Source organism: Streptomyces sp. NBC_01264 (genome assembly GCF_026340675.1).
Classification (GTDB): Bacteria; Actinomycetota; Actinomycetes; order Streptomycetales; family Streptomycetaceae; genus Streptomyces.
Genome location: NZ_JAPEOX010000001.1, coordinates 1,293,773 through 1,319,143, shown reverse-complemented (window position 1 = coordinate 1,319,143; position 25,371 = coordinate 1,293,773). Strand labels below are relative to the sequence as shown.

26 protein-coding genes are annotated in these 25,371 nt (G+C 73.8%); 14 read left to right on the top strand and 12 right to left on the bottom strand.

Going from position 1 to position 25,371, the window contains the following annotated elements; all coding sequences use genetic code 11:
- Positions 1-130: 130 nt before the first annotated feature.
- The 6 genes from OG435_RS05965 (at position 131) to OG435_RS05940 (ending at position 6,574) form a co-directional block, all read left to right on the top strand.
- Positions 131-529, top strand: coding sequence for a hypothetical protein (locus OG435_RS05965; RefSeq protein ID WP_266875751.1), 399 nt, complete (start codon positions 131-133; stop codon positions 527-529).
- The gene (locus OG435_RS05960; protein WP_266875750.1) at positions 526-1,305 is read left to right on the top strand and encodes a transcriptional regulator; all 780 of its coding nucleotides are present in this window, start codon (positions 526-528) and stop codon (positions 1,303-1,305) included. The genes OG435_RS05965 and OG435_RS05960 overlap by 4 nt, the downstream gene beginning before the upstream one ends.
- Before the next feature lie 71 nt (positions 1,306-1,376).
- Complete coding sequence (locus OG435_RS05955) at positions 1,377-1,787, top strand: roadblock/LC7 domain-containing protein (protein WP_266875749.1); 411 nt, start codon at positions 1,377-1,379, stop codon at positions 1,785-1,787.
- Positions 1,788-1,851: 64 nt separating this feature from the next.
- Positions 1,852-2,226 (top strand): hypothetical protein, encoded by a 375-nt coding sequence (locus tag OG435_RS05950; RefSeq protein ID WP_266875748.1) that lies wholly within the window; start codon positions 1,852-1,854, stop codon positions 2,224-2,226.
- 161 nt (positions 2,227-2,387) lie between these two features.
- Entirely contained in the window at positions 2,388-5,966 is a 3,579-nt protein-coding gene (locus OG435_RS05945; protein WP_266875747.1) for a bifunctional glycosyltransferase/CDP-glycerol:glycerophosphate glycerophosphotransferase, read from the top strand.
- A gap of 125 nt (positions 5,967-6,091) precedes the next feature.
- Complete coding sequence (locus OG435_RS05940) at positions 6,092-6,574, top strand: VOC family protein (RefSeq protein WP_266875746.1); 483 nt, start codon at positions 6,092-6,094, stop codon at positions 6,572-6,574.
- Between the two features lie 56 nt (positions 6,575-6,630).
- Here OG435_RS05940 and OG435_RS05935 read toward each other — a convergent pair whose 3' ends face one another.
- Complete coding sequence (locus OG435_RS05935; protein ID WP_266875745.1) at positions 6,631-7,371, bottom strand: SIR2 family NAD-dependent protein deacylase; 741 nt, start codon at positions 7,369-7,371, stop codon at positions 6,631-6,633.
- 46 nt (positions 7,372-7,417) lie between these two features.
- Positions 7,418-8,221, bottom strand: a complete 804-nt coding sequence (locus tag OG435_RS05930) for an aminoglycoside N(3)-acetyltransferase (protein WP_266875744.1) — start codon at positions 8,219-8,221, stop codon at positions 7,418-7,420.
- 151 nt (positions 8,222-8,372) lie between these two features.
- Here OG435_RS05930 and OG435_RS05925 point away from each other — a divergent pair, with 151 nt between their 5' ends.
- Complete coding sequence (locus tag OG435_RS05925; RefSeq protein ID WP_266875743.1) at positions 8,373-9,251, top strand: ATP-grasp domain-containing protein; 879 nt, start codon at positions 8,373-8,375, stop codon at positions 9,249-9,251.
- A gap of 29 nt (positions 9,252-9,280) precedes the next feature.
- A complete protein-coding gene (locus OG435_RS05920) occupies positions 9,281-10,159 on the top strand; it encodes a GNAT family N-acetyltransferase (protein WP_266875742.1) in 879 nt (292 codons plus the stop codon).
- 51 nt (positions 10,160-10,210) lie between these two features.
- On the opposite strand, the gene OG435_RS05915 is transcribed toward OG435_RS05920, so the two are convergent.
- The 3 genes from OG435_RS05915 to OG435_RS05905 form a co-directional block, all read right to left on the bottom strand.
- Positions 10,211-10,654 carry a subtilase-type protease inhibitor gene (locus tag OG435_RS05915; RefSeq protein ID WP_266875741.1) on the bottom strand — a complete coding sequence of 148 codons (444 nt, stop codon included), beginning with the start codon at positions 10,652-10,654 and terminating at the stop codon, positions 10,211-10,213.
- A gap of 185 nt (positions 10,655-10,839) precedes the next feature.
- Positions 10,840-11,298, bottom strand: coding sequence for a Crp/Fnr family transcriptional regulator (locus OG435_RS05910; protein WP_266875740.1), 459 nt, complete (start codon positions 11,296-11,298; stop codon positions 10,840-10,842).
- Between the two features lie 188 nt (positions 11,299-11,486).
- A complete protein-coding gene (locus OG435_RS05905; protein WP_266875739.1) occupies positions 11,487-11,789 on the bottom strand; it encodes a hypothetical protein in 303 nt (100 codons plus the stop codon).
- Between the two features lie 334 nt (positions 11,790-12,123).
- On the opposite strand from OG435_RS05905, the gene OG435_RS05900 reads away from it, so the two are divergent.
- Positions 12,124-14,853, top strand: coding sequence for a DNRLRE domain-containing protein (locus OG435_RS05900; protein WP_266875738.1), 2,730 nt, complete (start codon positions 12,124-12,126; stop codon positions 14,851-14,853).
- A gap of 56 nt (positions 14,854-14,909) precedes the next feature.
- On the opposite strand, the gene OG435_RS05895 is transcribed toward OG435_RS05900, so the two are convergent.
- A complete protein-coding gene (locus tag OG435_RS05895; RefSeq protein ID WP_266875737.1) occupies positions 14,910-15,356 on the bottom strand; it encodes a DUF3224 domain-containing protein in 447 nt (148 codons plus the stop codon).
- 121 nt (positions 15,357-15,477) lie between these two features.
- Between OG435_RS05895 and OG435_RS05890 the strand changes: the two genes are divergently transcribed.
- Both OG435_RS05890 and OG435_RS05885 read left to right on the top strand, forming a co-directional pair.
- Positions 15,478-16,485 carry a helix-turn-helix transcriptional regulator gene (locus OG435_RS05890; RefSeq protein WP_266875736.1) on the top strand — a complete coding sequence of 336 codons (1,008 nt, stop codon included), beginning with the start codon at positions 15,478-15,480 and terminating at the stop codon, positions 16,483-16,485.
- Between the two features lie 99 nt (positions 16,486-16,584).
- Complete coding sequence (locus OG435_RS05885) at positions 16,585-18,432, top strand: HEAT repeat domain-containing protein (protein WP_266875735.1); 1,848 nt, start codon at positions 16,585-16,587, stop codon at positions 18,430-18,432.
- A gap of 15 nt (positions 18,433-18,447) precedes the next feature.
- Here the strand turns inward: OG435_RS05885 and OG435_RS05880 are convergent, their stop codons facing one another.
- Together OG435_RS05880 and OG435_RS05875 are read right to left on the bottom strand one after the other, a co-directional pair.
- Positions 18,448-18,816: a S26 family signal peptidase gene (locus OG435_RS05880; RefSeq protein WP_266875734.1), complete on the bottom strand. Its 369-nt coding sequence runs from the start codon at positions 18,814-18,816 to the stop codon at positions 18,448-18,450.
- A 55-nt stretch (positions 18,817-18,871) separates the two neighbouring features.
- The gene (locus OG435_RS05875; RefSeq protein WP_266875733.1) at positions 18,872-19,342 is read right to left on the bottom strand and encodes a hypothetical protein; all 471 of its coding nucleotides are present in this window, start codon (positions 19,340-19,342) and stop codon (positions 18,872-18,874) included.
- 117 nt (positions 19,343-19,459) lie between these two features.
- On the opposite strand from OG435_RS05875, the gene OG435_RS05870 reads away from it, so the two are divergent.
- The gene (locus OG435_RS05870) at positions 19,460-19,813 is read left to right on the top strand and encodes a hypothetical protein (protein WP_323187788.1); all 354 of its coding nucleotides are present in this window, start codon (positions 19,460-19,462) and stop codon (positions 19,811-19,813) included.
- Here the strand turns inward: OG435_RS05870 and OG435_RS05865 are convergent.
- The 3 genes from OG435_RS05865 to OG435_RS05855 all read right to left on the bottom strand — a co-directional run bounded on the left by OG435_RS05865 (position 19,780) and on the right by OG435_RS05855 (position 21,806).
- Positions 19,780-20,325, bottom strand: coding sequence for an adenylate kinase (locus OG435_RS05865; RefSeq protein ID WP_266875732.1), 546 nt, complete (start codon positions 20,323-20,325; stop codon positions 19,780-19,782). The genes OG435_RS05870 and OG435_RS05865 overlap by 34 nt on opposite strands.
- A gap of 29 nt (positions 20,326-20,354) precedes the next feature.
- The gene (locus OG435_RS05860; protein ID WP_266875731.1) at positions 20,355-21,191 is read right to left on the bottom strand and encodes a MerR family transcriptional regulator; all 837 of its coding nucleotides are present in this window, start codon (positions 21,189-21,191) and stop codon (positions 20,355-20,357) included.
- Between the two features lie 138 nt (positions 21,192-21,329).
- On the bottom strand, positions 21,330-21,806 hold the full coding sequence (locus OG435_RS05855; RefSeq protein ID WP_266875730.1) for a hypothetical protein: 477 nt from the start codon (positions 21,804-21,806) through the stop codon (positions 21,330-21,332).
- A gap of 399 nt (positions 21,807-22,205) precedes the next feature.
- Here OG435_RS05855 and OG435_RS05850 point away from each other — a divergent pair, with 399 nt between their 5' ends.
- Both OG435_RS05850 and OG435_RS05845 read left to right on the top strand, forming a co-directional pair.
- Complete coding sequence (locus OG435_RS05850; protein WP_266875729.1) at positions 22,206-23,552, top strand: MFS transporter; 1,347 nt, start codon at positions 22,206-22,208, stop codon at positions 23,550-23,552.
- Positions 23,553-23,809: 257 nt separating this feature from the next.
- The gene (locus OG435_RS05845; RefSeq protein WP_266875728.1) at positions 23,810-24,577 is read left to right on the top strand and encodes a peptidoglycan-binding domain-containing protein; all 768 of its coding nucleotides are present in this window, start codon (positions 23,810-23,812) and stop codon (positions 24,575-24,577) included.
- A gap of 45 nt (positions 24,578-24,622) precedes the next feature.
- Here OG435_RS05845 and OG435_RS05840 read toward each other — a convergent pair whose 3' ends face one another.
- Positions 24,623-25,366 (bottom strand): SDR family NAD(P)-dependent oxidoreductase, encoded by a 744-nt coding sequence (locus OG435_RS05840; protein ID WP_266875727.1) that lies wholly within the window; start codon positions 25,364-25,366, stop codon positions 24,623-24,625.
- Between the last annotated feature and the right edge of the window lie 5 nt (positions 25,367-25,371).

Sequence of the window (25,371 nt, the reverse complement as noted above, 5' to 3'; positions counted from 1 at the left end):
CACGTGCCATCGTGCATGTTCCAGCGGAAAATGCCAGAACGCCCTTCCACAGTGTGGAACTTGAGTAAGTTCCCTTCTGTCGCGCCGCAGCCCGTGCACCACGCACGGTCCGGCCGGGAGGGGAGCCCGCGTGCCCGGGATCGACGAATGCCTGCTCGAAGCCATGGCCCTGCCTGGTGCGAGGGGAGCCGCGCTGGTCGACTGGAGCAGCGGACTGGCCCTCGGCACCGCCGGGGAATCACCGGTGGGGGACCACGAGACCACCGCGGCCGAGACCGCCGAGCTGGCCCGGGCGGCCGCCGAGTACGAGTCCTTCGCCCCGGACGGGACCGAGGCGCAGGACGGCGCCGGGCCACCCGTGGAGGACCTGATCGTCACCACCCGGAGCGGCTACCACGTGCTCCGCTTCGTCGAGACCAGCTTCGACAGCAGCGTGTTCCTGCACCTGTGGCTCGACCGGACCGACGGAAACCTGGCCCTCGCCCGGCACAGACTCAGGGCCCTGGCCGAGGAGCTGGTGCTGAAATGACCGCCGTCGCCACGGTCGCCGTCTCCCCGCTGCTCACCCGGCTCGCCGCCGAGCGGGCGACCGGCGCGCTGTTCCGGGAGCGCGGCACGCTCTTCCTGGAGAACGGCCGGGTGGTGCACGCGGAGAGCCCGGCCACCCCCGGACTCGACGTCCTGCTCACCACCGGCGGGGGCCTCACCCCCGAGCGCTGGACCGAAGCCGTGAACGAGGCCGGCGCCCGCCGCCAAGTCGCCCGGTTCCTCGTCGACAGCGGGGGGCTCGCGGGCGGCGAGCTGGAGATATGCCACCTCGCCGCGATCTTCGACGCCGCCTTCTTCGCGCTCTCCCCGGGCAGCGGCCCCTCCCGGTTCCGGCGCGGGGCCACCCACTGGATCGGCTCCGTCCGCTCCGTTCCGGCCGCCGCCGTCGAGCGGGAGACCTGCCGCCGCCGTGAACTGCTCGACGCGGTCTGGCCCTATCCGCTGCTGGACACCTCCCCGGTCGTGCCCCGGGCCGCCGCTCCCGGGCAGACCGTCACCGCCCGCCAGCGGATCCTGCTCGACTTGGCCGACGGGGTACGGACTCCGGCGGACCTCGCCTGGGTGCTGGGCCGGCCGGCCTTCCACACCCTGCTCGACGTACGACGCCTCGCGGCGGCCGGGCTGGTCGAGACCCCGCACGCGCCGGCCCCCGCCGCCGCGGCGGAGGCATCGCTGCCCGACTGGATGACGCAGGCGCAGTCCCCGGACGTGGCGCTGCTGCGCCGGTTACGCGACGCACTGGAGGCAAGCCTGTGAGGCTCCCGCTGCGAGCCGCCCAGCGCGGCGACCGTTCCGAGCGGCGGCAGTCCGAAAGGAGAAGGTCCGACATGAGTACGGTGCCCGCCGAAGCCGAGGCCGAGATACTCGCCGAGCTCCGCCGGCTGCGGGCCCGGGTCCCGCAGCTGGGCGGCGCCCTCGCCGCGAGCGTCGACGGCCTGGTCCTGGCCCACGACAGCGCCGCCGCCGAGGCGGAATCCGTGGCGGCCCTGACCGCCGCGGCCCTCGGAGTGGCCCAGCGGCTCAGTGACTGCACCGGGCAGGGCGGGTTCCGCGAGCTGCTCGTGCGCGGGGAGGACGGCTACGTCGCCACCTACGCGGCGGGCGAGGCGGCCGTACTGACCCTGATCGCGGAGCCGCGCGTCAACGTCGGCCGGCTCCACCTGGAGGCCCGCCGTTCCAGCCTGCGCATAGCGGAGCTGATCGACCAGAGCCTCGGCCGTCGCGGCCCGGGCTCCTGACCGACCCGTACCGACCGAACACGTCCAGGACACCGAAGAGAAGCGAAGAGAAAGAGGAACAGCCATGGCCAACGTGGAGACATCGCTCAAGGAAGCCACCACCACCATCGAAGGCGTGCTCGGCGTCGCCCTGGTCGACTGCAGCAGCGGTATGGCCCTCGGCACCATCGGCGGCGGAAAGGACCTCGACCTCACGGTCGCCGCCGCGGGCAACACCGACGTCGTGCGGGCCAAGCTCCGCACGATGGAGATGCTCGGCCTGAAGGACGACATCGAGGACATCCTCATCACGCTCGGAAGCCAGTACCACCTCATCCGGCTCCTGAAGGGTCGGGGATCCGCGGGGCTCTTCCTCTACCTCGCGCTCGACAGCAAGCGGGCGAATCTCGCGATGGCCCGGCACCAGCTGAAGAAGATCGAGGCGGAGCTGGAAGTCTGATCCGATGACGGCGAGGTGGCGGGCGGCTGAACTCATGGCCGCCCGCCCCGCAGCTTCTCAACTTATGCCCGAGATGACCGATTTTTATCATCTCACTACAGCGTAAGATGCTGTAATCGACTGATCATCATAGTGTTATTGAGCTGGAGAAGCCGCCACCCATGCCACCGCGTCTGAGCATCGTCGTGCCCGTCTACAACGTCGAGCTCTACCTCGACGAGTGCCTGGAGTCCATCGCGGCACAGACTTTCGGTGACTTCGAAGTCGTCCTCCTCGACGACGGATCCACCGACGGCAGCGCGGCACTGGCTCAGGCCTTCGTGGACCGGGACGATCGCTTCCGGCTGGTCCTCCAGAAGAACGCCGGACTCGGCGCGGCCCGCAACGCCGGCGCCCGGCACATCAGCCCGGACAGCGAGTTCCTGGCCTTCGTCGACAGCGACGACACCCTGCCGCCGAACGCCTACCAGCGCATGATCGACGCCCTCGACAAGACCGGCTCCGACTTCGCGGCCGGCAACGTCAAGCGCTTCCGCTCCGTCGGCATGCAGCAGGCCTGGGGACACCGGGTCGCCTTCGCATCGACCCGGCTGAAGACCCACGTCTCGAAGTTCCCGGCGCTGGTCACCGACCGCACCGCGTGGAACAAGGTCTACCGGCGCAGCTTCTGGGACGAGCATGCCTTCCAGTACCCGGAAGGCATCCTCTACGAGGACGCCCCCGTCTCCATCCCCGCCCACTACCTCGCCAAGAGCGTCGACGTCATCGGCGAGTGCGTCTACCACTGGCGCGTCCGGGAAACCGGTGAGCGCTCCATCACCCAGCGGACCACCGACCCGGCCTCGGTCATCGACCGGGTCACCTCCATCCGACTGGTCCGCGAGGCCCTCCAGCGCAAGCAGGACGCCGCCCACGCCCGTCACCTGCGCGACTACGACCGCAACCTGCTGACCGAGGAACTCCAGCTCCTCTACAAGTTCGTTCCCGAAGGCGGCGCCGACTACCGTGCCGCCTTCGCCAAGGAAGTCGGCGGCCTCGTCCGGGAGATGGGCACCGGAACCTGGCCCGACCTGCCGATCGGGGACCGTCTGAAGGCCTACCTCGCGGAGCAGGGCCGGATCGAGGAGTTCGTGGCCCTCGTCCGGCACCAGCGCGCGTTCCACCACAGCGTGCCGGTCAAGGGACTGGCCCGCCCGCAGGCCGACTTCCCCTTCCTCAAGGCGCCGGTCCCCGCGAAGGTCCTCGCCGTCGGCCCGAGCGAACGACACGTCATCAGCCGCGTGGAGCAGGCCCAATGGGCCGACGGCAAGCTGCTGTTGCGCGGCTACGCCGTACCCGGACTGCTGGGCGCCGAGAGCCGCCTCGGCTCCCGCAAGATGCTGGTCTTCCGCGAACAGGGCAAGCGCAAGGGCAAGAGCAAGCCCCGCCGGGCCGTGGTCACCACCCGCACGGTCGCCTCGCCCCTCGCCACGGCGAACTCCCCGCACCTCACCCTGCGCCATGCCGACTGGGCCGGATTCAGCGCCGTCATCGACGCCACCGCCTTCCAGACGGGCGGCCAGTGGAACGAAGGCGTGTGGACCGGCTCCGTCATCGCCACCGGCGCCGGCGGTCTGCACCGCGAGCGGCTCTCGCACGGCGAGCACGACAGCGGACAGAACCCGCCCGCGCACTGGGTCGCCCCGGACGTACGTCTCGTGCCGAGCACCGGCGGTCTCTTCAGCGTCCAGGTCGAGATCGTCCGCGCCCGCGCCCTGGACGTCCGCCTGGACGGTGACGACATCGAGGTGTCGGGCGAGCTCGCCGCCGAGGTCGGCGCCGGAGCCACCCTGCGCGCGGTGCACGCCTCCAGCAGGGCCACGCTCAACCTTCCGCTGGAGACCGCTCCCGCCGGTGAGGGCGGCCGGATCCCCTTCACCGTGCGGCTTCCGCTGGCCGGTCTGGCCGACGTCCCCGCCGCCCCGGGCGTGCCCGGCCAGTGGTCCCCGAAGCCGTGGAGCCTGACCGTGATCGGCGCCGACGGCGCCGAACGCCGCCTGGTGCTCGACGAGCGTGCAGGGTTCACCGGACTGGTCGTCCCGCTGCCCGACGGGGAGCCCGGCCGGGCCCTCTTCGCCAAGCGCCACACCACCGGACACCTCATCCTCTCGATCCAGCCCTCCCCTCCGCTGGTCGACACCGTCGAGGCCGGGAACGGTGCCCTGACGCTCCGGGGCCGGTTCGCCGCCCCCCTGGACGAGCCCTACGAACTGGTCCTGCACAACGCGGCCGGCGTGGAGTTCAGCTACCCCGTCACCCGCGACGGGGATGCCTTCGAAGCCTCCTTCGAGCCGGCGTTCCCCGAGAACCGCGCCGGCCGCGTCCCGCTGCCGCAGGGCCGCTGGTGGCCCACGCTGCGCCCGGCCTCCCAGGGCGGAGCCACGGCGAGCCTGCTCGGCGTGGACCGGGGCGTCCCGCTGCAGTTCTCCCCGACCGCCCTGTACTCGGGACCCCACGCCGTCACGGCCCTGGGCCGCCGGATGCGCGTCGAATCGCGCCTCTACGACCGCGTCGTGCTGGTCGCCGACCCGATGCTCAGCCCGCACGACCGCTCGCGCTACGCGCAGCGGGTCGCGCGCGATGTCACGTACCCGGCACAGAGGGCCCTCCCGCTCAAGGACGTCGTGCTCTACGACGCCTTCCAGGGGCACGGCGCCGGCGACTCGCCCCGCGCCGTCCACGAGGAACTCCTGCGGCGCGGCGAGAAGCTCGAACACGTCTGGCTGGTGCGCGACGGCCGCGCCGAGGTCCCGGAGACCGCGCGCGCGGTCCAGTACGACAGCCTCGAATTCTGGGAACTGCTCGCGCGGGCCCGGTACTACGTGGTCAACGACAGCGTGCCGCTCGCCTTCCGCCGCCGCCCCGGCCAGACCGTCGTGCAGACGTGGCACGGTACGCCGCTGAAGCAGATCGGCTACGACTTCACGCACGACTACTACACCAGCCCCGAGGTGCTGGAGGCGCTGGAGCACGACAGCGCGCAGTGGTCCCTGCTCGCCTCCCCGGGCTCGTACGCCACCCCGGTACTGAAGCGGGCGCTCGGCTACGAGGGCGAGGTCGTCGAGTCGGGCAGCCCGCGCACGGACGCGCTGGTGCGCCCCGACGCGGAGCGGATCGCGGAGGTCCGCCGGCGGCTCGGCCTGCCGGAGGGCAAGAAGGTCGTCCTCTACATGCCCACGTGGCGGGAGAACCTCGAGGGCTGGACGCTCACCTCGGGCTACAAGCTCGACCAGCGGATCGACCTGGACGCGGCCCGGCGCGAGCTCGGCGAGGACCACGTCCTGCTGATCCGCAGCCACCACAAGGTCACCGAGCAGGTGCGCGAAGGCGTCCGCGACGGGTTCGTCGTCGACGTGTCGCACTGGCCCGACGCCACCGACCTGCTGCTCGTCGCCGACGTGCTGATCTCGGACTACTCCTCCGCGATCTTCGACTTCGCGCACACCGACCGGCCGGTCCTGCTCTTCACGTACGACCTGGAGCACTACCGCGACACCCTCCGCGGCTTCAGCTTCGACCTGGAGAAGAAGGCCCCGGGCCCGCTGCTCAGGGATTCGGCGAGCCTGATCGAGGCCGTACGGAACGCGGACGAGGTGGGCACGCGGTACGCGCAGGCGCGGGCGGCGTTCCGTGAGGAGTTCTGCGACCTGGACGACGGGCAGGCAGCCCGCCGGATCGTCGATCGCATGCTCGAGATGTAGCCCGCGGGAGTGAAGTGCGGACCGGATACGGACCGGCCCCGGCCCCACCGATGAGTTTCGGGGCCGGGGCCGGTCTGTATGTGCGGGACGGATTCCCCGCCCCGCCGCACACTCCGGAGGCAGTCATGGCGAGCAACCCCTTCACCACGTGTCTGTGGTTCGACGGCGCGGCGGAGGCCGCCGCCGACTACTACCTGTCCGTCTTCAAGGACGGCGAGCGCGGCCGCGTGGGCTACTACCCGGAGGGGAGCCCCGGCGTCGCGGGCGAGGTCATGGTCGTCGAGTTCGAGATCAACGGCCAGAAGTTCGTCGGCCTCAACGGCGGCCCGCAGTTCCCCTTCACCGAGGCCGTCTCCTTCCAGATCAACTGCGCCGACGACGCCGAGGCGGACTACTACTACGAGGCGCTGACCGCCGACGGCGGTGCGGAGTCCGCCTGCGGCTGGGTCAAGGACAAGTTCGGGCTGTCCTGGCAGGTCATCCCGGCCGGGGCGATCGAGCTGATCTCCGATCCCGACCCGGGGCGGGCCGCCCGGGCGTCGGCGGCGATGATGAAGATGAAGAAGCTCGACGTGGCGGAGATGCGGCGGGCGGCGGACGCGGGCTGAGCCGGTCCGGGGCGGGCCGGCGGGTGCCCGACACCGGCTGCCGGGCACCCTCGCAGCTAGCGGCGCGCGCCGTCCGAGGCGATCCGCGCCAGCAGGGCGGGCAGCGCCGTCCCGATGGGCTCCCGGATCACCTCGTCGGCGAGGGAGTCGTACGGGGTCTCCTCGGCGTTCATGATGATCAGGCGGGCCCCGGCCTCCGCGGCCATCCCGGCCAGCGAGGCCGCGGGGTGAACCTGGAGCGTCGAGCCCACCGCCACGAAGACCTGGCACCCCTTGGCGACCGCGACCGCCCGCGCCAGCACCTCGGGGTCCAGCCGCTCCCCGAACATCACGGTCGCCGCCTTCAGGATCCCGCCACACGCCAGGCAGGCCGGATCGGGCTCCCCGGCGGCGACCCGGGCCAGCGCCTCGTCCATACCGGTACGGGCACGGCAGACCGTGCACACCACCGCCCGCGCCGTGCCGTGCAGTTCGAACACCTTCCGCGCGGGGGTCCCGGCGAGCTGGTGCAGCCCGTCCACGTTCTGCGTGATCACCCGCAGCGGGATCCCCGCACGCTCCAGATCGGCGACGGCGAGGTGCGCGGCGTTCGGCCGCGGCTCCAGGGCGCCGATCTCGGCGCGCATCAGCCAGGACCGGCGCCGGATGTCCGGATCGGCCATGTAGGACGCGTAGGTCACGAGCTTTTCGGCGTCGGGCTCCCGGCGCCACAGTCCCTGCGGCCCCCGATAGTCGGGAATTCCCGAATCGGTGGACATCCCGGCCCCACTGAACACTGCGACGAGCGGCTTTCCCATGCGCCGAGCCTAGGGAGCGGGAGCGGTCTCCTCCACAGGGTTTCGCTCAGCCCGACGCGTGCGCCCGTGCGCCGGCCGCCGTGTCCAGGAGCTCTTGAAGGCGCGGCACCGCGAAGTCCACGAGGCCGGCCACCGGCAGGAGGCGGCAGACCGCGTCCCCCACCTTCGACTCCCGGATGCCCGCGTGGCGTTCGAAATCGGCGCCCAGGACCGGGAAGTGGGTGTCGTTGTCGTTGCCCACGTCCGGGGTCTCGACCCAGACCCGCTCGCCGGCCACCTCCATCGGGAACCGCCGTACCCGCAGCCGGGGCCGGGGCACCAGGGACTCGACGTAGTGCAGGAACGAGTTCCGGTTGTGGCCGACGCCGATCAGCAGGATGTGCGCGTCGAGGTCGTGCAGCCGGCCGAACGGAGAGGTCCGGCCCAGGGCGAAGCCCAGCGACTGCCCCGCCGTGACGTCCGCCGCACGGGCGCCCACCGCCGCCACCGAAGCCTGCGGGTGTCCGCTGCGCAGGCTGTCGGGCAGGGACCGCAGGGCCTCCGGTACGGCGCCGAGCGCACGCGTGACCGGCAGTCCCGGGTGGAACAGCGGCACCGCGGCCCGGCGTGCCGCGACCGCCGGGTCCGGCGCGCCCACGTGCTCGGGGTCGGGATCGGCAACCTCCCAGGTGAACGCCGGGACGGCCACCGTCCCCGCCGGGCCCACGGCCTCGCGCAGGCTCGCCACCACCGTCGCGGCGCCGCCGTCCACCCGTCCCAGCGCGGACAGCGAGGCGTGCACCATCAACGTCATGCCCTCGCCGACGCCGGCCTCCCGCCAGCCCGCGACCAGCTCACCCGTTCCGAGCACGAACGTCCTCCCGCTTCCCGGCCGGGTCCGATTCCGGCTCGCCGGCATTCCGGCTCCCCGGCATTCCGGTTCCTGTGGCGATCACATCATCCCGGTGGTCGCCCGGTGCATCCGGCCCCCGCCCCCGCGCCGAGATCCGTAGGCTGTCCGCATGCCGACCACCGTCCTGTACTGCTCCGATCCGCTGAACGGGCGCCGCGCGGACGCCCACTTCGCCGAGGAGGCCCGCGCGGTGCGCGACGCCGGGGGCGGCACCGCGCTCATCGACCACGACGCGCTGCTCGCCGGGGACGCCGGCCGGGCCGTGGCCGGGGTCCCCGCCGGTGCGGGGGCGCTCTGGTACCGGGGCTGGATGATTCCGGCGGGCCGGTACGCCGACCTCGACGCGGCCCTGCGCGAGCGCGGAGCCGCCCTGCACGTCACCCCGGACGCGTACCGGCGCGCCCACGAACTGCCAGGCTGGTACGAGGCGTTCGCCGGACTCACCCCGCCCAGCCGCTGGCTGGCGACAGCCCCGGGAAGGACCCCGGAGCCGGCCCGGCTCGCGGATGCCGCCGAGGCCCTCCCGTCGCGCGCCGGCATCGTCAAGGACTACGTCAAGTCCCGCAAACACGAGTGGGCCGAGGCCTGTCACCTCCCGGACCTCGCGGACCGGGCCGCCGTCCACCGCGTGGTCAACCGCTTCGTGGAACTCCAGGGCGGGGACCTGGCGGGCGGGGTGGTGCTGCGCGCCTTCGAGGAGTTCACGGCGGCCGAGGGCGAGGCCGGCGAGGTACGGGTCTGGTGGCGCGACGGCGAGCCCCGGCTGGTCACCGCCCACCCCGACAGCCCGTACGCCGTCGCCGCGGCGCCGGACCTCGGACCGGTGCGGGCCGCCGTCGCGGAGCTCGGCTGCGCCTTCGTCACCACGGACCTCGCGCTGCGCGCGGACGGGGTCTGGCGGGTCGTGGAGGTGGGCGACGGGCAGGTGAGCGATCTGCACCGGGAGGCCGATCGCACGGCGTTCGTCCGCCTCCTGATCGGCGGTTGAGCAAGGACGGATCTGGTACAACATCGGACATGACGGGACTCGCTGGATTCGAGATCAACGGCGCGAGCGTCGCCGACATGGCGCTCATCCGGGACTGGGCCGACGAGGAGGGCTGGAATCCCGGGGACTCCGACCGGTTCGCGTTCGCCGTCGCCGATCCGGGTGGATTCCTCGTCGGACGGCTCCGGGGGGAGCCCGTCGCCTGCATCTCGGCCGTCCGGTACGGAGCCGGATTCGGCTTCATCGGTTTCTACATCGCCCGCCCCGAGGTCCGCGGCCAGGGGTACGGGATCCAGCTGTGGAGGGCCGGGACGGAGCGGCTCGACGGGCGGCTGGTCGGGCTGGACGGGGTGATCGAGCAGCAGCACAACTACCGCAAGTCCGGCTTCCGTTCGGCCTGGAACAACGTCCGCCACGAAGGGGTCCCGCGGGCGGCAGGGCCGTCCGGCCCGGGAAGCGAGGAGGCCGCGCCCGGGGTACGGATCGTGGACGCGGCCACCCTGCCCTTCGGGCAACTCGCCGCGTACGACCGGAGGTTCTTCCCCGCCCCGCGCGACGCCTTCCTCGCGGCTTGGGTCGGACTGCCCGGCCGTACCGCCCTCGCCGCGGTCCGGGACGGCCGGATCGAGGGGCTCGGAGTCGTCCGGCCGGGCAGCGGCGCCTCCCGGATCGGTCCGCTCTACGCGTCCGGCCCGGCCGTCGCCACCGCCCTGCTGCTCCGGCTCGCGGAACGGACGCCCGACGGCGCGGTGGCCGTCGACGTGCCCGACGCCCATCCGCGCGCCGCCGCCCTGCTGGGCGGACTGGGCCTGACCCCGACGTTCGAGACCGCCCGGATGTACACGGGCCAGGAGCCGGATCTCGACCTGACCGGCATGTACGGGGTCACGAGTCTGGAACTGGGCTGACCTCGGGAAGCGGGCCGCTCCCGGGAGCAGATCCCGGGAGCGGGGCCGGTCTCAGAAGGAGAAGAGCGTGCCGGTGCTGTTCCACAGGGCGCACGGGTTCGCGTGGGTGTAGGAGTAGGTCATCCGGCGGCCCTCCCACACGCCCTCGGCGGTGACGGTCATCGGGCTCCACTCCCTGGTACACGCCGCGTCGGGGCGCGGCTCGGCGAGTGCGTCCAGCTCGGGGGCGTGGGCCTGTAACTCGGCGCACGCCGCCTCCGGGGCCGGGTGGGTTCCGCCGGGCAGGGGCGCGCAGACCAGGGTGACCGCGCGCAGCACCGTACCGCCGGTCGCGTCGTCGCCGTCGGTGACGCTCAGGACGAGCGCGGACGGGGCGTACAGGCTGTCGCCGCCGGTGGGCGCGGCTCCGGCGGCGCCCGAGCCCAGCAGGGCGGTGAGGGCGGTGAGCCCCATGGCGGCGGACGACAGTCCCAGGGTCCTGGTGACGGATCGCATGTCGAACACTCCTCGCGTCGTTGCGTCGGATAACGGACGCGAGTCTTGCCCATGCGGAACCGGAACGCCCGTTCGCACCTCTACTTCTCGTCACGCACCGCGCACGCATGACCGCAGACCGCAGCGCCCCCGGGTGGCTGACCTGTGGGGGAGCGGTCGGCGGAATCGGCCCGAACCCGACCGGATCAGCTCGCGGTGAGACGCGGGGCGTACAGGTCGATGAGGCGGGTCCGGGTCTGGTGCAGCCGCAGGGCGAGGACCCGCCCCACCCAGTGGCCGAGGGCGGACCCGAAGGCCGGATCGGCGTCCATGAGCATCCGTACGGTCGTGGCGTCGAACTCGTACGCCCGCACCGGCGTCATGGCCTCGGCGCCCAGCTGCCACACGTACGGTGCGAACAGCCACGACCACCCGACCAGTTCTCCGGGGCCCAGGCTCTCGATGGGAGTGGGCCGGCGGCCCGGTACCGGGATCTCCAGGGTGACCGTGCCGGAGCGCACGATCCAGAAGGACTCCGCACGCGTGCCCTCGTCGAAGATCCGGGCGCCCTCGCGGAAATTGACCTCGCGGGCGTGGGACATCAGCCGCCCACGATGCTCGGTCGACAGGACGGCAGCGATCCGGATGGGGGAAGGTGTGCTCACGACGGCCTCCGATCGGGACCCCCCGCTCCCCCCAGTGTCGCTGACGCCGGACCGAATCCGGGCGGTCCGTCTCCGGAGAATTGTCCGATTTTCGGCGAAGCAAACCCTGCGGGCCCGAGAGCGCGCCTGAGAGCGTGCCGGAGGCACGGTCGGGAGACGTGGCCCGGTACTTCCGCGGATCCGTCCGGCTACTCTTCGGCGCCGGCCTCCAGGCAGGCCAGCTCCATGGCGTCGAGGACGGCCTCGTGCGTGCGCCCGCTCAGCTCGGAGACGTTCTCGATCTGGGCCGTAGCCCAGGCCGCCAGGGTCATGACCAGCACGCGGAGCCCGTCGGTGCCGTGCTCGGCGAGGATCTCGTCGGCGGTGTCCATCGCCTTCTCGGGCACCTGCTCCGGCGGCTCGAGCCCGGCCAGGCCGCGCAGCAGGGTCAGGGTGCGGCGGGAGATGTCGGGGGTCATCCTCGCCAGTCGCGTGTCTTCTTCGTCGCTCATCCCGCTCATCCCGCTCCGCCCCTCCGGTCCCGCGCCCGCGCCCGCGTACGTCCCGGGCGTGCGCTCCTGGCCGCGCCTGTGCCGTCCCCCAGGGCACCGTAGAGGGGCGCGGGCCCGGGTGGGGTGGCAAACGGGAGAACGGGCCCCGGCGTCCCAGTCTTCGGACGGACGGGCGGCGGACCCGACGCGATTTGGCATCCGATGGGTCAAGTGCGGTGAACGGAAGCGGGATTCCCCCTAGGGTGCGCGTGGCCACGGTTGTGGACGTCCGTACGATGGTTTCCGGCCATTCCGCTTTCGTGGTTGGTCTTTCATTCACTGAACTGGGGGGTTCATGCGTAGATCCCGAGGGCTGGCAACCGCTCTCACCCTGGCCCTGGCCGGCACCTGCACGGCCATGGGCCTCGGCCTCGTCGAAGAGGCCGCGGCCATCACCCCGCCGGTGGCCTTCACCGCCGACGAGCTGCCCACCTGGCAGGCCAACGGCGTCGTCTGGGCCCTCGCCGAGGCCGGTGACAAGGTCTTCGTCGGCGGCACCTTCTCCGAGGTGCGTCCGCCGGAAGGCGCGGCCGGAACCGCGCAGGAGGCGGTGAACTTCGCGACGCTCGATGCCGCGACGGGCGCCCCGACCTCCTGCAAGCTGTCCTTCACCGTGGGCTCCGGCACCGCCACGGTCCGCGCGCTCGTCCTCTCGCCGGACAAGACGACCCTGTACGCGGGCGGCTACTTCGGCGCCGTCAACGGCACCGCGGTCTCCAGCCTCGCCGCCGTCGACGTGGCGACCTGCACCGTGAAGACCGGCTTCCGGCCCGCCTTCGCGGCCACCGTCCGGGCGCTCGCCGTCACCGGCGACACCGTGTACGCCGGCGGCGACTTCCTCACCGTCGCGGGCCAGCCCCGCGAGCGGTTCGCCGCCGTGGACGCGGCCGACGGCACGCTGAAGCCGTTCACCGCGAACGCCGACGAGCCGGGCCGGGCCGTCGAGCTCACCCCGGACGGCGAACACGTGATCCTGGGCGGTGACTTCTTCACCGTGGGCGGTACGAACAGCCACGCCCTCGCCGTCGTCGACGCGACGAGCGGAGCCGTCACCAAGGCCTACCCGGGGTTCATCGAGACCAACTCGGTGGTCAAGGACATCGCCACCGACGCGACGGGCTTCTACACCGGCAACGAGGGAACGGGCGGAGGCGTCTTCGACGGCCGGATCGCCCTGAACCTGAGCGACTTCGGCCAGCGCTGGCGCGACACCTGCCTCGGGGCGACCCAGGCCGTGCTCCCGTACCAGGACGTGCTGTACAGCGCCTCGCACGCGCACGACTGCTCCAGCATCGGCGAGTACCCGGACGGCCAGCGCCACCACCTGCTCGCCCAGCCGACCACCGCGACCGGCAAGCTGGGCTGGGCCCCCGACACCAACGACGGCATCGGCGAGGGCATCGGCCCGCGCGTGATGGCGGTCGGGGCCAAGAGCGGCGTCAAGTACCTGTGGGTCGGCGGCGAGTTCACCACCGTCAACGGTGCGGCGCAGCAGAGCCTGACCCGCTTCGCCTCCACCGGGGACACGGGTGCGCCCAGCGTTCCGGTGGCAAGCGCCGTGAGCTTCAAGCCCGGTGAGGTCCAGGTGCGCTGGCGCACCAGCCTCGACCTGGACGACAGCACGCTCACGTACAAGGTCTACCGGAACGGTTCGGCCACGCCGATCGCCACGGTCGCGGCGGACTCGCTGTTCTTCCGCCGCCCGCAGGCCTCCTGGACCGACACCACCGTCACGGCGGGGCAGTCCTACACCTACCGGGTGACCGCCACCGACGCGGCCGGCAACGCCAGCGCCCTGTCGGCGACGGCGAGCGTGACCGTGCCGAACTCGGCCGACGCGTACCCGAGCGCGGTCCGCGCGGACGGGGCCCAGCTGTTCTGGCGCTACGACGAGTCGGCCCTGCCCTTCGTCGCGGACTCCTCGGACGGCAACCAGAGCGGTGTGCACCTGAACGCCCCCGCCCTGCGCCAGACGCCCGGCGCGGTCTCGGGCGCGAGCACGGCCATCGGCTTCAACGGCACGGACACCCAGGTGTACGGGGACCGCCGCCAGAACGTCGGCTCCACCTACAGCATCGAGACCTGGTTCAGGACGAACACCACCACGGGCGGCAAGCTCGTCGGGTTCGGCAACAACCAGGCCCGCGGCAGCAGTCAGTACGACAAGCACATCTACATGACCAATGACGGCCGGCTCGTCTACGGCGTCTACAGCGGCGGAACCCACACCGTCACGACCGCCGCCGCGTACAACGACAACCAGTGGCACCACGTCGTCGCGACCCAGGGCCCCGGCGGCATGACCCTGTACGTGGACGGAGTGCAGAAGGGCACGCTGGGCTTCACCGCGCACGAGAACTTCGCCGGCTACTGGCACGCGGGCGGCGACAGCCTCGGCGGCTGGCCGGACCGTCCGGTCAGCGAGTACTGGGCGGGCCGGCTGGACGAGACCGCCGTCTACCCGACGGTCCTGAGCGCGGCCCAGGTGCAGAACCACCACGCCCTGGCCACCGCCCCGGCCGACTCGGTCGCCGAGGTCCAGGCGGCGGAGGACACGTACGCCAACGCGGGCGCCCCGTCCACCAACTACGGGACGTCCGGCTCGCTCGCGGTGCGCGGAAGCTCGTTCTACGCGAGCTACCTGCGGTTCAACCTGCCCACCGCGCCCGCCGGCACGGTGCTCAAGTCGGCCACGCTGAGCGTGAAGACCAGCACCATGAGCGGCGCCGGTACGACGGACACGGTGTCCGTGCTCCCGGTCACCGGCTCCTGGACGGAGGCCGGGACCACCTACGCCAACCGCCCGGCCCTCGGCGGCCCGGCGCTCGGCAGCTTCGCCGGCGTCCCGGAGGGGTCGGCCGTGCAGACGACCGGCCTGGCCAAGACCGCCGTCGCCGGGGCACTCGGCAGTGCGTACAGCCTGGCGCTGAGCAGCGCCGGTACGGACGCGCTGTGGCTGTGGTCCTCGGAGGCCGCGGCCAACGAGGGCTCGCCGAAGCTGACGCTCACCTTCGGCGCTCCGTAACCGGAGCGGTTCCCCCGACTGGCGGCCGGTGCGCTTCTCGCGCCCGGCCGCCAGTGCTATGCCGACCGGTCCGCGGCCGGGAACGCGTAGTCGAAGACGTACTCGACCGAGGTGTCGCCGTGTTGGTGGGCGAAGGAGCCGGAGCCGGTGAGACCGGTCAGGCCGCCGGTGCCCGAGCCGGGAACCACGGTGAAGCGGCAGTGGGTGCCGGTGGCGTCGAAGGTGCCGCGTTCCTCCAGGACGAAGCTGCCTTCGCGGCCGTCGACGGCGCCGGTGACCAGTTCCATGCCGGTGAAGGTGCCGGCGGTGTCCCCCGTGTAGGCCACGGTGTAGGTGCAGGTCGTTCCGGGGGCGGTGAGGGCACCGGTGAAGGCGTTGGTGACCTTGGCGTGGGCGAGGCGGGGGAAGACGCCTTCCGGGCCGACCGGGTGCTCCTCCCACTCCTTGAAGGTGAAGCCGTTGGCGGTGGGGGCGGGCGTGGGCGTCGTGGTGGGCGTGGGCACGGGGGCCTCCTGGTGTGGGGACTGCGGGTGTGGTGCGGGTCCTGCGGGCCGTCGGCCCGTCTGTGCACAGCCTGGTCGGCGTACCTGACATCTGCTGTCAGGTACGCCGGACAATGACCGCATGCGCGCCGACCGGCTCCTCTCCCTCCTCCTGCTGCTCCAGAACCGCGGCCGGATGACCGCCCCCGAGCTCGCCGCCGAGCTGGAGGTCTCCGTCCGCACCGTGTACCGGGACGTCGAGGCGCTGGGCGCCTCCGGGATCCCCGTCCACGCGGACCGCGGGCCGGCGGGCGGCTTCCGCCTCGTCGACGGCTACCGCACCCGGCTCACCGGTCTCACCGACGTCCAGGCCGGCTCCCTGTTCCTCGCCGGAGCCCCCGGCCCCGCCTGGGACCTCGGCCTCGGCGCGGACCTCGCCGCCGCCCAGCTGAAACTCCAGGCCGCCCTGCCCGCCGAACTCGCCGACCGGGCCCGCCGGATCCAGCAGCGCTTCCACCTCGACGCCCCGGCATGGTTCCGCGACGCCGACCCCGTACCGCACCTCGCGCAGATCGCCGAGGCGGTGTGGGAGCAGCGGGTCCTGAAGACCCACTACCGCCGCTGGAGCGGAGCCGTCCACCGGGAGCTGTGGCCGCTCGGACTCGTCCTCAAGGGCGGCATCTGGTACCTGGTCGCCCGGGCCGCGCAGGAGCCGGACACGGCCGCGGACACGGTGGGGGCCGAGGCCGGGGGCGCCGTGCGGAGCTACCGGGTGGGGCGGTTCCTCGCCGTGGACACCCCGGGCGAGCTCTTCGAACGCCCCGAGGACTTCGAACTCACCGCGTACTGGACCGAGTCCGCCCGCCGGCTGGAGGCGGCCACGCGCCGGAACACCGCCGTCGTACGGATCTCCCCGCGCGCCCGGCGCCTGCTGCCGATGTGGTTCGGCGCGGCGGGCGTCCGCGCCCTCGCCACCGCGGGCCCGCCCGACGCGGAGGGCTGGGTGGAGGTGGAACTCGCCGTCGAGTCCGACGCGGTGGCCGTAGGCGACCTGCTCCGCCTCGGCGCCGAGGCCGAGGTCCTCGGCCCCCCGGACCTGCGCCGAGCCCTCGCGACCGCGGTGGCCGAACTGGCCGGGAGATACCGGTGAGAAGCCGTGAGCACCGGCGGGAAACCGGTTGCGCCCGGCCGGCGGCACGGCGAAGATCCACGGCATGACGATGCGAAAGGGCGTTCTGCGCCCGGGGCCGTGAGCCCCCGACTGCCGGGTCCCGAAGGCTCGGCCGACTGTGTGGAAGCCTGGCTGGAAGAAGCCGGGCAGGACCCTACGGGCCACGCCTACGGGGCGGCCCGCTCCAGGGTCTTCGATGCCGTACGCCGTGACGGCGACGGGCCCGTGGCGAGGCGGCTCGCCTCCCTGGCATCCGGAGCACGGGGCGACGTAAGACTGCGTGTGCTCCGGCTGCTCACCGATCTGGCGTTCGGCGCCGAGGACCCCACGGCCGCGGCCCGGATCGCGCTTCCCCTGCTGAACGACCCTGACCCGCCCGTGCGGCGGGCGGCCGCCTGGCTGCTCGCCGAGGCGGACCGGGCAGCCGCCGAGCAACTCCTGACCGGCCCCGGGGACCACCCCGGAGCGCTCGACCCGGTGACCCGCCTCGCGCTCGCCGAAGCCATGCTCGTACAGGGCGGGCAAGGCCTCGCGGAGCGGCTGCGCACCGACGCCGATCCTGCGGTCAGACTGCGCGCCACCCCGGCTCCCGAGGGCGACGCCGTCCTCGAGGACCTCGACGCCGCCGGGACGCGGCTCGGCGGCCCCGGCAGCCGGGTGGCCTGGCGGATCGGCACCGTATGGGGGCAGAAGGCGCGCAGCTCCGCCGACGAGAGCGACTGCTACGCGTGGGTCGCCCGGCTCGCGGTACGGCCGACGGAGGCTGCCCGGCTCGCGGCCGTGGACCTGGCGGCGGAGGCGATGCGTCACTGGCGGGCCGCCCCGGCGGCCCTGGCACCGCACCTGCGGCCACTGCTTGCGGACCCCTGGGCGGGGCCCGCGGCCGCACGCGTGCTCGGGGCCTCACTGGAGGCCGCCTGGCTGTGCCGGGAGGAGCTGGCGGAGCCGGGCCACGGCCGGGTGGGGGCGGCCACGGTGGCGCTCGCCCGGATCGGGGACGTACGGGCCCTCCCGGAGCTCTGCCGGATCGTCCGCGCGGGGGCGTTCCGGGGGGAGGTCGCGGAGGCCGCCCGGGGGCTGGCCGGCGTACCCGGCACGGACCTCGCCCCGCTGGTGGCGGCGGCCGTGGCGGCCCTGGACACGTCCGAGTCCGGGTCCACCCACCCGGCACCGGTGTTCGCCGTCCTGAGCGCGTGCGGAGCGGCGGGGGCCCCCGCCGTGCCCTCGCTGGTGCGGATGCTGACGGAGCTGACGGACGGGCAGTCGGACGACGTCCCGCGCAATCAGCGGGCGGCCCGCCTCGCGGGCGGCCTGATCGCCACGCTCGGAGCCATCGGGCCGGCGGCGGCCCCCGCCCTGCCGCTCCTCGACTCGATCCCCGAGAACGGGCCCGGCACCCGGGCCGGGCACACCGCCATGGCCCTGATCCGGATCTCCGGGGACCGCCGCCGGGCGGAGGAGACCCTCGGCAGGCTGGGGGACCGGCCGCGCGACATCGCCCTGGCGGCCCGGATCCTGGAGTGGCTGGCCGGCAACGGCGGGCTGGAGCCCCACCACGTTGCCCGGCTCCGGGAGCGGACCGCCGACGCGGAGCGCGCGCACCCGCGACTCCTCGTCACCTTGTGGCTGCACGCCGGGGACGAGCCGACGGGACCGTCGCTCGACGCCTTCCTGAACCATGCGGTGCGTGACGGGTTCGGCCTGTACGTCTGCCAGGTCCTGGGCGCCCTGGGTCCGGCCGCGGCACCGGCCCTGCCCACCCTGCGGGCGGCGGCGGAGCAGAGGGTCCGCATCCCGATGTACATCGGCGACTGTGACCAGGAGATGCGCGAGGACGAACGCCTGGCCGAAGCCCTGCGGGAGGCCCTGCGGCGGATCGGCGAGCTCCGGCCGGGTGGACCGGGCTCCGCACGGGAGACGTCCTGAGGCGTGCCTTCCGGATCAGGCAGGGCCCGCGGTGCCCGGTGCCGCGCGGACCTTCGCCGCCGCGCCGGGGCGGGGGACGTCGTCCACCGCGAGGCAGATGCCGAAGACCCGGTCGTGGCCGGTCCAGCCGTTGACGCGGCCCCGGTTGTTGGAGATCTGGACCCGGCAGCGCGGGGTGTCCACGGCCGTGACGAGGTGCAGGTACACCGTGCCGGAGACCCGGGCCAGCACGATGTCGCCGGGCTGGAGCAGGGCGGGGTCGGCCGGGGCGACGCGGACGCGTTGGCGGCTCCGGACGAGCGGGACCATGGACGTGCCGGTGGGGCGGAACTCCACCGTCGCGCCCGCGCGGACACGGTCTGCCTGGACGTCGAGCATTCCCATCGGGCGAGTGTGCCCCGGTTCCGTGCCTGCTGGATACCGGATTTGGACGGCGCTCTCAGGGGGCCGGCGGGGGCTCGACCTCCAGGAAGCGGCGGCGGCGGGGGCCGCGGTACAGCAGGCAGACCCAGCCGAGGCGTTCGAGCGCGGCGGCGCAGGCCGTGAGGCGTTCCTGTTCCTCCTCGGCCGCGCCGCCGCCCGGCGGGCCGAGCCAGGTCACCTCGACGTGGCCCTCCCCGGACGCGGCGGGGCCCACCCGGTACCCGGTGCGGGTGCGCGGCCCGTCCGGGGCCCGGGGATCCCGCGCCGACGGCGGGACGCCCGCCGCCTCCAGGACGAGGGCCACGGCGCGCGGCATCTGCCGGAGCTCCCACGGGGCGGGAACCGCGGCGCCCGACGGGCCGTTGACGAGCCGGCGGATCTGCAACAGGCCCTCGTAGGCGGTACGGAGCTCCGCCGCGCGCCCCGCTCCGGAGGGCGCGGGGCCGTCGCCGCTCGCCGGTTCGAAGCCCTGCCCGGGTGTGTTCACGTACGGCCGTCCCCTCGTCCCGTCCGGCCGCGCCGGTCCGCTTCTGAGTACCTCACACCCAACGGCCTGAGTATCCGGCCCGATTCCCGGGACGGCCTGCGCTGGTCTGATGGGGGCATGACCTCCGAGACCGCCACCGCCACCGCCACTGCCACCGCGCCCGCCGCGAGCCGCCCGCGGATGCAGCAGCACGTGACCACCGCCGGCGCGGCCCTGGCCGTGGCCCTGGTCCCGCTCGTGGTCGGGGTGCTGGTGGCCAAGGGGCTCGCCGCGGACCCGCACGCACCGGTCAACGCCCTGATCACCGGCGGCGGCCAGCGCGCCGGTCTGCCGCGGGCGGAGTGGCGCCGCCGCGGCCACGCCACGATGCGCCGGCTGCGCACGGTCCGGCGCGGAGCCGTGCGCGGAACGGTTCGAGGCGCCGCCCGGGGACGTGCCTACGTGACGTCCGGCCGCCCGGCCGGGCGCTGAGCCCGCAGCCAGGCCTCGGCGGCCTTCGGGGAGCGCAGCCGGACCACGCGCAGCGGGGCGAACCGCGGGTCACCGGCCAGAGCGCCGATCTCCGCGCGCCGGGCTCCGTACTGGGACCAGGCCCACCACGCGGGGTGGTCGGCGAGCAGCCACTCCCGCCACCGCTCGCGGTTGCCCCCGAACAGCCGCTCCCGCAGCAGGCTCCGGCGCAGCGAGCGCACCAGCACCCGGCGCATCACGGTACGGCGCGGCTGGTCCAGCCACACCACGGTGTCGGCCCGGCGCCACAGCAGCTCGCGCGCGGCCTCGGGCCCGTGGGAGTCGAGGATCCACCGGTCGCCCTCCGCGATCCGCGCGAGGTCCGCGACGTAGGACGGGCTGACCGCCCACCCCGGTCCGGAGAAGTGCAACACGTCCATCTCGCGGTACGGCAGGGCGAGCAGCCGTCCCAACTCCCTGGCCAGGGTGGACTTGCCGGCTCCGCTGATGCCGACGACGAGTACGCGTTGCATCAGCGGAGCCTAACCGCAGGCGCGGGCCCTCAGGCGCCGAGGGGCTCCTGGAGTTCGGTGACCCACTGGTCGCGGTCCTCCGGGCAGGACAGGGACACCTCGCGGGCGTAGCCGGAGGAACGCTCCCCGTTCGCGTCGATCCACTGGGCCAGGGCCTGCGCGGTCGGCAGGACGGAGTCCATCGGACCCCGGTGCACGACCGTCGCCGCCCGCTCGACGGCGGGCAGCACGACGATGCGCACGTCGCCTCCGAGGTCCTCGGCCCGGACGCCCGCGGCGACCGCCACCCCGGCGTGGACCAGGACGGCGCCGGGCCGCGACGCGTCACCGGCGTCCTCGTAGTACGCCACGCCCGGCTCCGTCAGCCTGACTCCGGCGGCCTCGACACGGCTGAGCAGCTCTTCGTAGAGCGGGCCGATGACCGGGCCGATGTGCTGCCCCTCGTAGCTGGCCGCGACCCCGCTCAACTCGGCGAGGCGGACCGGCGGAAGGCTCTTGACGACGATGTCGACGCAAGACATGGTTCCCTCGTTCTCGATGATCCGGAGCCTCGTCTCGACCTGGGCCAGCCGGGCCGCCGCGGCGGCCATGGCCGATTCCAGTTCCGCCTGCCGCAGCCGCAGCATGCCGCGCAGCTCCTCCGCGCCGACCAGCTCGTCGAGTATCGACCCCACCTGTTCCAGGCTGAAGCCGAGCTCCTTGAGCGCGATGACACGGTTGAGGCGGGCGAGCTGCCCGGCCTCGTAGGAGCGGTAGCCGCTGGCGGGGTCGACACGGGCCGGGCGCAGCAGTCCGAGGGCGTCGTAGTGACGCAGCATGCGGACCGATACCCGGCCGTGCTTGGCGAAGTCTCCGATGGTGAACATGACGCCTTCCAGTGCAGGCCCTGACACGGTGTGAGAGTCAAGCGCCGCCAGAATATTGGGCCATCGGGACAGGTCAGAGGCTTGGGCCGGCAGGTCGGGCCCGCAGGTCGGATCAGAGGATCGGGCCCGCGTGTCGGGTCAGCGGCCCGCCTGGCGGATGCAGAGGTCCACGATGGAAGGCGGCAGGGCACCTTCCGCGGCCGCGCACAGCTCGTCCGTGCGGGCGAGCGGCGGTACGGGGCCCCGCGCGGGGCGTTCGGGCCGGGCGGCGGGCGTCTTGGGCGGGTGCGCGCGGCGCGGAGCGGTCGGTTTCGCACGCCGTTCGGCCGCCGGGCGGGGGGCCTTCGCGGCGCGCCGGGAGGGGGCGGGGCCGCCGCCGTCCCGGTCGGCGCCGGCCGGCGCCGGGAGTTCACCGAGGGGCAGCGACTGGGCGGGGAGCCCGGCCGGACCGGCCGTGGGGGAGGCGTCGGCCGGCCCGGTCAGCTCCGGCGCGTCGGCGGGGGTCACGGAGTCGCGCGCGGGCACGTCGGCGCCCCGCGGTCCGCCGACCGACACGCAGCCGGCGCTCGCGAGCAGGGCGACGAGGGAGAGGGGCAGGGCCCGGCGTAACTGCATCGGACCACCATGCCGCACGGGAGGGCGGGCCGGTTCCCGCTCTCCCGCGTGCGGGTCGGGACCGGGAGGGTCGAGTGGGCGGGGGAAGCGCCCTGCGGAGGCTGCTGAAAGGGTTCGGCGAGCTCACCGCGATCGTTTCTGCCGTGACGGGAGGTTCACCGGTCCGGGAGAACGCGCACCTGGACGGGGGTGGACCTGACGGAGAAACCCAGACAAGGTTCGGAGGGGAACGACAGTACGGATGCCGGGGGAGGCGCGACCTCCGGTGCTCCGCGTTGCCGTGCCGGCTCCCCGGACCGGGTCCCGCCGAGACGACCCAGCGGCGGGCACGCTCCGGTGGGCCGCCCGCCTGTGCCCGTCCGTCTGCCCGCCTGCCTGCCCTGTACGGAGCCCCGCCCCATGACCGCAGCCCCCGCGCCCGGCAACGAACCCGAAGCCCCGGAGCCGAAGCACCCGCACGGCCCCGCACCCGTACCCGCCGCCACGACGGGACCGCCCGCCGGGCTCGCCGGGTGGCGGGGCTGGGGGGCCGTAGGGGCGGTGGCCCTCGGGATCTTCTGTCTCATCACCTCCGAGTTGCTGCCCGTGGGCCTGCTCACCCCCGTAGGAGCCGATCTCGGCGTGTCCGACGGCACCGCCGGGCTGATGGTCACCGTGCCGGGGCTGGTCGCGGGATTCTGCGCGCTCTTCGTCACCGTGGGCGCCGGCCGGCTCGACCGGCGCTGGGTGCTCGTCGTCCTGATCGCCCTGATGGCCCTCGCCAACCTGGTCGCGGCCCTGGCACCCGGATTCGGCGTGCTGCTGGCCGCCCGGCTGCTCGTAGGGGTCAGCGTCGGCGGGTTCTGGGCCATAGCCGGCGGCCTCGCCGTCCGTCTCGTCCCGGCGCACCACGTCGGCCGGGCCACCGCGCTCGTCTTCGGCGGGGTTCCCACGGCCTCGGTGCTCGGCGTCCCGGCCGGAACCCTGCTCGGCGAACTGGGCGGCTGGCGCTGCGCCTTCGCGGCCGTGGGCGGGCTCGGTGTGCTCACCCTGGCCGCGCTGCTCCTGCTGCTGCCTCCGCTGCCGCCGACCCGGACCATCACCTTCGCCCAGCTCCCCGCCCTGCTCCGGCGCAACCGTGCGGTCCGGGCCGGGGTCGCCGTGACCTTCCTGCTGGTGACGGGGCAGTTCGCCGCGTACACGTTCGTACGGCCGATCCTGCAGGACCTGTCCGGTGTGGACGCCGCCTACGTGAGCACCCTCCTCCTCGGGTACGGAGTGACGGGCGTGGCCGGCAACTTCCTGGCGGGCGCGCGTGACCCGTACCGCACGCTGTTCACGGTCGGGGCCTGTCTCGCCGTGATCCTGGCGCTGATCGCCACGGTGCCGGGCGCGGTCGGCGGGACGGTGCTGCTGCTGGCCTGGGGGCTCGCGTACGGCGGGGTCTCGGTCAGCCTCCAGAGCTGGATGATCAAGGCCGCGCCGGACGACGCCGAGGCGGCCTCCTCGCTGATGGTGGCGATGTTCAACCTGGCCATCGCCGCGGGCGCCCTGTCCGGCGGTCTTGCGGTCGACGGGATCTCGGTGCCCGCCGCCGCGTGGACCGGAGCCGCCCTCATGGCCCTGGCCGCCGTCACCGTGCGGGTCACCTCCACCTCCCGCACGGCCACGCGGGCCGTCATGGGCGCGGGCGCGGCGACCACAGCCGGTGCCTCCGATCCGGGAGGCCGCACCGACGACCGCGACGCCTCACCGGCCGACCGGTGATGGCCCGGCGGTCGACCACGACCGGATCCCGGACCGGGAGTTGACCGTCCGCAATCCGGACGTTCTGTCATCCCGCGCGGCAGGGCGACCGCTCCCGACGGGGCGGTTTCCGGGGCAGAGGTCATGCCTTGGCGGGGCGGATGGGGCGGATCGGACATCCGGCTTGACCTGGGGCATCTCCTGGACAAAGAGTGCGCCGGTCGAACACCATCACCCGGACCGACCCCGCCCGCGAGGACCCTGAGGAGAGTGGGATCGTGCCCGAAGACGACCGCTTGCTCGTACGCCCCTACGTGGCCCCCTCGGGCCCGCCGCCCGGGCCGCCCGCGCCCGCCTGGCCGGAGGAGACCGGGCGGATCTTCGTACCGACGCACTTCGGGCCGTCCGTCGTCGAGTCCGGGTCTTCACGTGGGCCCGGGGCGGAGCCCGATCCCGCGCAGCGCACCGCGGACCCGGCGGCTCCCGCCGTCGACCGGCGGGGCAGCCGACTCCCGTTGGTGGGACTCGCCCTGCTCGCACTCGGGGCGGCGGGGGCCCTCGCGTTCCTCCTGCGCGGCCCCGACCACGAGCCGCCGCGCGCCGTGATTCCGCCGGACCTGTCCGTGCCGGTCCTCCCCGCACGCAGCCCGGGGGCGGGGGAGGAGCCGCCGCCGGCCGGGCCGACCACGGGCGCGCCCGGAAGCCCGTCCGCGTCGGCTCCGCAGGTCACGGGGCAGCCTTCGTCCGGCCCGTCGGCGAGTGCGAGCCGGGACCCGAAGCCCGGGGGCCCGACGGGCACGCGCCCGACGCCGGGCGGGGGCGGCGCAGGGGGCGGGACCCTGAGTCCGGGGGACCGCGGAGCCGAGGTGCGCGCCCTGCAGGAACGGCTCCACGCGCAGGGGTTCACGTACGTCTCCGTCACCGGCGTGTACGACGAGCAGACCCGGCGCGGTGTCATGCAGCTCCAGCAGAACAGGAGCATCACGGGCGATCCGCTGGGCGTCTACGGTCCGGCCACGCGCGCGGCTTTCGGAGCCGAGGGCTGACACAGCCGCCCCCTGCCCCACTCCGCAGCCGGAGCCGGGGCCCTCTCAGCGCCCGCCGGAGACGCGCAGGACCGTACCGGTCGTGTACGCCGCGTCCGCGGACAGCAGCCAAGCGATGGCCGCGGCGACCTCCACCGGTTGCCCGGCCCGACCGAGCGGGATCTCCGCGGCGGCGAGCGCCGGGCGGTCGGGGTCGCCCATGGCGGCGTGCATGTCGGTGTCGATGATGCCGGGGGCCACGGCGTTGACCCGGATCCCGTCGGGGCCCAGCTCCTTGGCGAGGCCCAGGGTCAGCGTGTCAGTGGCGGCCTTGGTGGCGGCGTAGTGGACGTAGCGGCCGGGACTGCCGAGGGTGGCGGCCGCGGAGGAGACGTTGACGATGGCTCCGCCGCCCGACTCGGCCATGTCCCGGGCGGCCCGGCGGCAGCAGAGCAGGTACCCGAAAAGGTTCACGTCGAGCACGCGGCGCAGGTCCTCGACCCGGATGTCGGCGAGCCGGCCCGGGGTGCCGGTCACTCCGGCGTTGTTGACCAGCCCGGTCACCGCACCGAACTCCGCGCCGGCGATGTCGAAGAGCCGCTCCACGCCGCACTCCTCGGACGTGTCACCGCGTACGGTCACACACCGGGCGCCCGCCTCCCGTACCCGCTCGGCGGCGGCCTTGGCCGCCTCGTCGTCGTGGAGGTAGCCGAGGACGAGATCGTGCCCGTCGGCGGCGAGCCGGACGCACGTGGCGGCGCCGATTCCGCGACTGCCTCCGGTGACGATCGTGACCGGTCGACGTGACATGTGAG

Bases quoted from the DNA above. Each gene is read 5' to 3' on its own strand.
- OG435_RS05960 (WP_266875750.1), top strand. From the start codon at position 526: ATGACCGCCGTCGCCACGGTCGCCGTCTCCCCGCTGCTCACCCGGCTC.
- OG435_RS05955 (WP_266875749.1), top strand. From the start codon at position 1,377: ATGAGTACGGTGCCCGCCGAAGCCGAGGCCGAGATACTCGCCGAGCTC.
- OG435_RS05950 (WP_266875748.1), top strand. From the start codon at position 1,852: ATGGCCAACGTGGAGACATCGCTCAAGGAAGCCACCACCACCATCGAA.
- OG435_RS05945 (WP_266875747.1), top strand. From the start codon at position 2,388: ATGCCACCGCGTCTGAGCATCGTCGTGCCCGTCTACAACGTCGAGCTC.
- OG435_RS05940 (WP_266875746.1), top strand. From the start codon at position 6,092: ATGGCGAGCAACCCCTTCACCACGTGTCTGTGGTTCGACGGCGCGGCG.
- OG435_RS05935 (WP_266875745.1), bottom strand. From the start codon at position 7,371: ATGGGAAAGCCGCTCGTCGCAGTGTTCAGTGGGGCCGGGATGTCCACC.
- OG435_RS05925 (WP_266875743.1), top strand. From the start codon at position 8,373: ATGCCGACCACCGTCCTGTACTGCTCCGATCCGCTGAACGGGCGCCGC.
- OG435_RS05920 (WP_266875742.1), top strand. From the start codon at position 9,281: ATGACGGGACTCGCTGGATTCGAGATCAACGGCGCGAGCGTCGCCGAC.
- OG435_RS05915 (WP_266875741.1), bottom strand. From the start codon at position 10,654: ATGCGATCCGTCACCAGGACCCTGGGACTGTCGTCCGCCGCCATGGGG.
- OG435_RS05905 (WP_266875739.1), bottom strand. From the start codon at position 11,789: ATGAGCGACGAAGAAGACACGCGACTGGCGAGGATGACCCCCGACATC.
- OG435_RS05900 (WP_266875738.1), top strand. From the start codon at position 12,124: ATGCGTAGATCCCGAGGGCTGGCAACCGCTCTCACCCTGGCCCTGGCC.
- OG435_RS05890 (WP_266875736.1), top strand. From the start codon at position 15,478: ATGCGCGCCGACCGGCTCCTCTCCCTCCTCCTGCTGCTCCAGAACCGC.
- OG435_RS05880 (WP_266875734.1), bottom strand. From the start codon at position 18,816: ATGGGAATGCTCGACGTCCAGGCAGACCGTGTCCGCGCGGGCGCGACG.
- OG435_RS05870 (WP_323187788.1), top strand. From the start codon at position 19,460: ATGACCTCCGAGACCGCCACCGCCACCGCCACTGCCACCGCGCCCGCC.
- OG435_RS05865 (WP_266875732.1), bottom strand. From the start codon at position 20,325: ATGCAACGCGTACTCGTCGTCGGCATCAGCGGAGCCGGCAAGTCCACC.
- OG435_RS05860 (WP_266875731.1), bottom strand. From the start codon at position 21,191: ATGTTCACCATCGGAGACTTCGCCAAGCACGGCCGGGTATCGGTCCGC.
- OG435_RS05855 (WP_266875730.1), bottom strand. From the start codon at position 21,806: ATGCAGTTACGCCGGGCCCTGCCCCTCTCCCTCGTCGCCCTGCTCGCG.
- OG435_RS05850 (WP_266875729.1), top strand. From the start codon at position 22,206: ATGACCGCAGCCCCCGCGCCCGGCAACGAACCCGAAGCCCCGGAGCCG.
- OG435_RS05840 (WP_266875727.1), bottom strand. From the start codon at position 25,366: ATGTCACGTCGACCGGTCACGATCGTCACCGGAGGCAGTCGCGGAATC.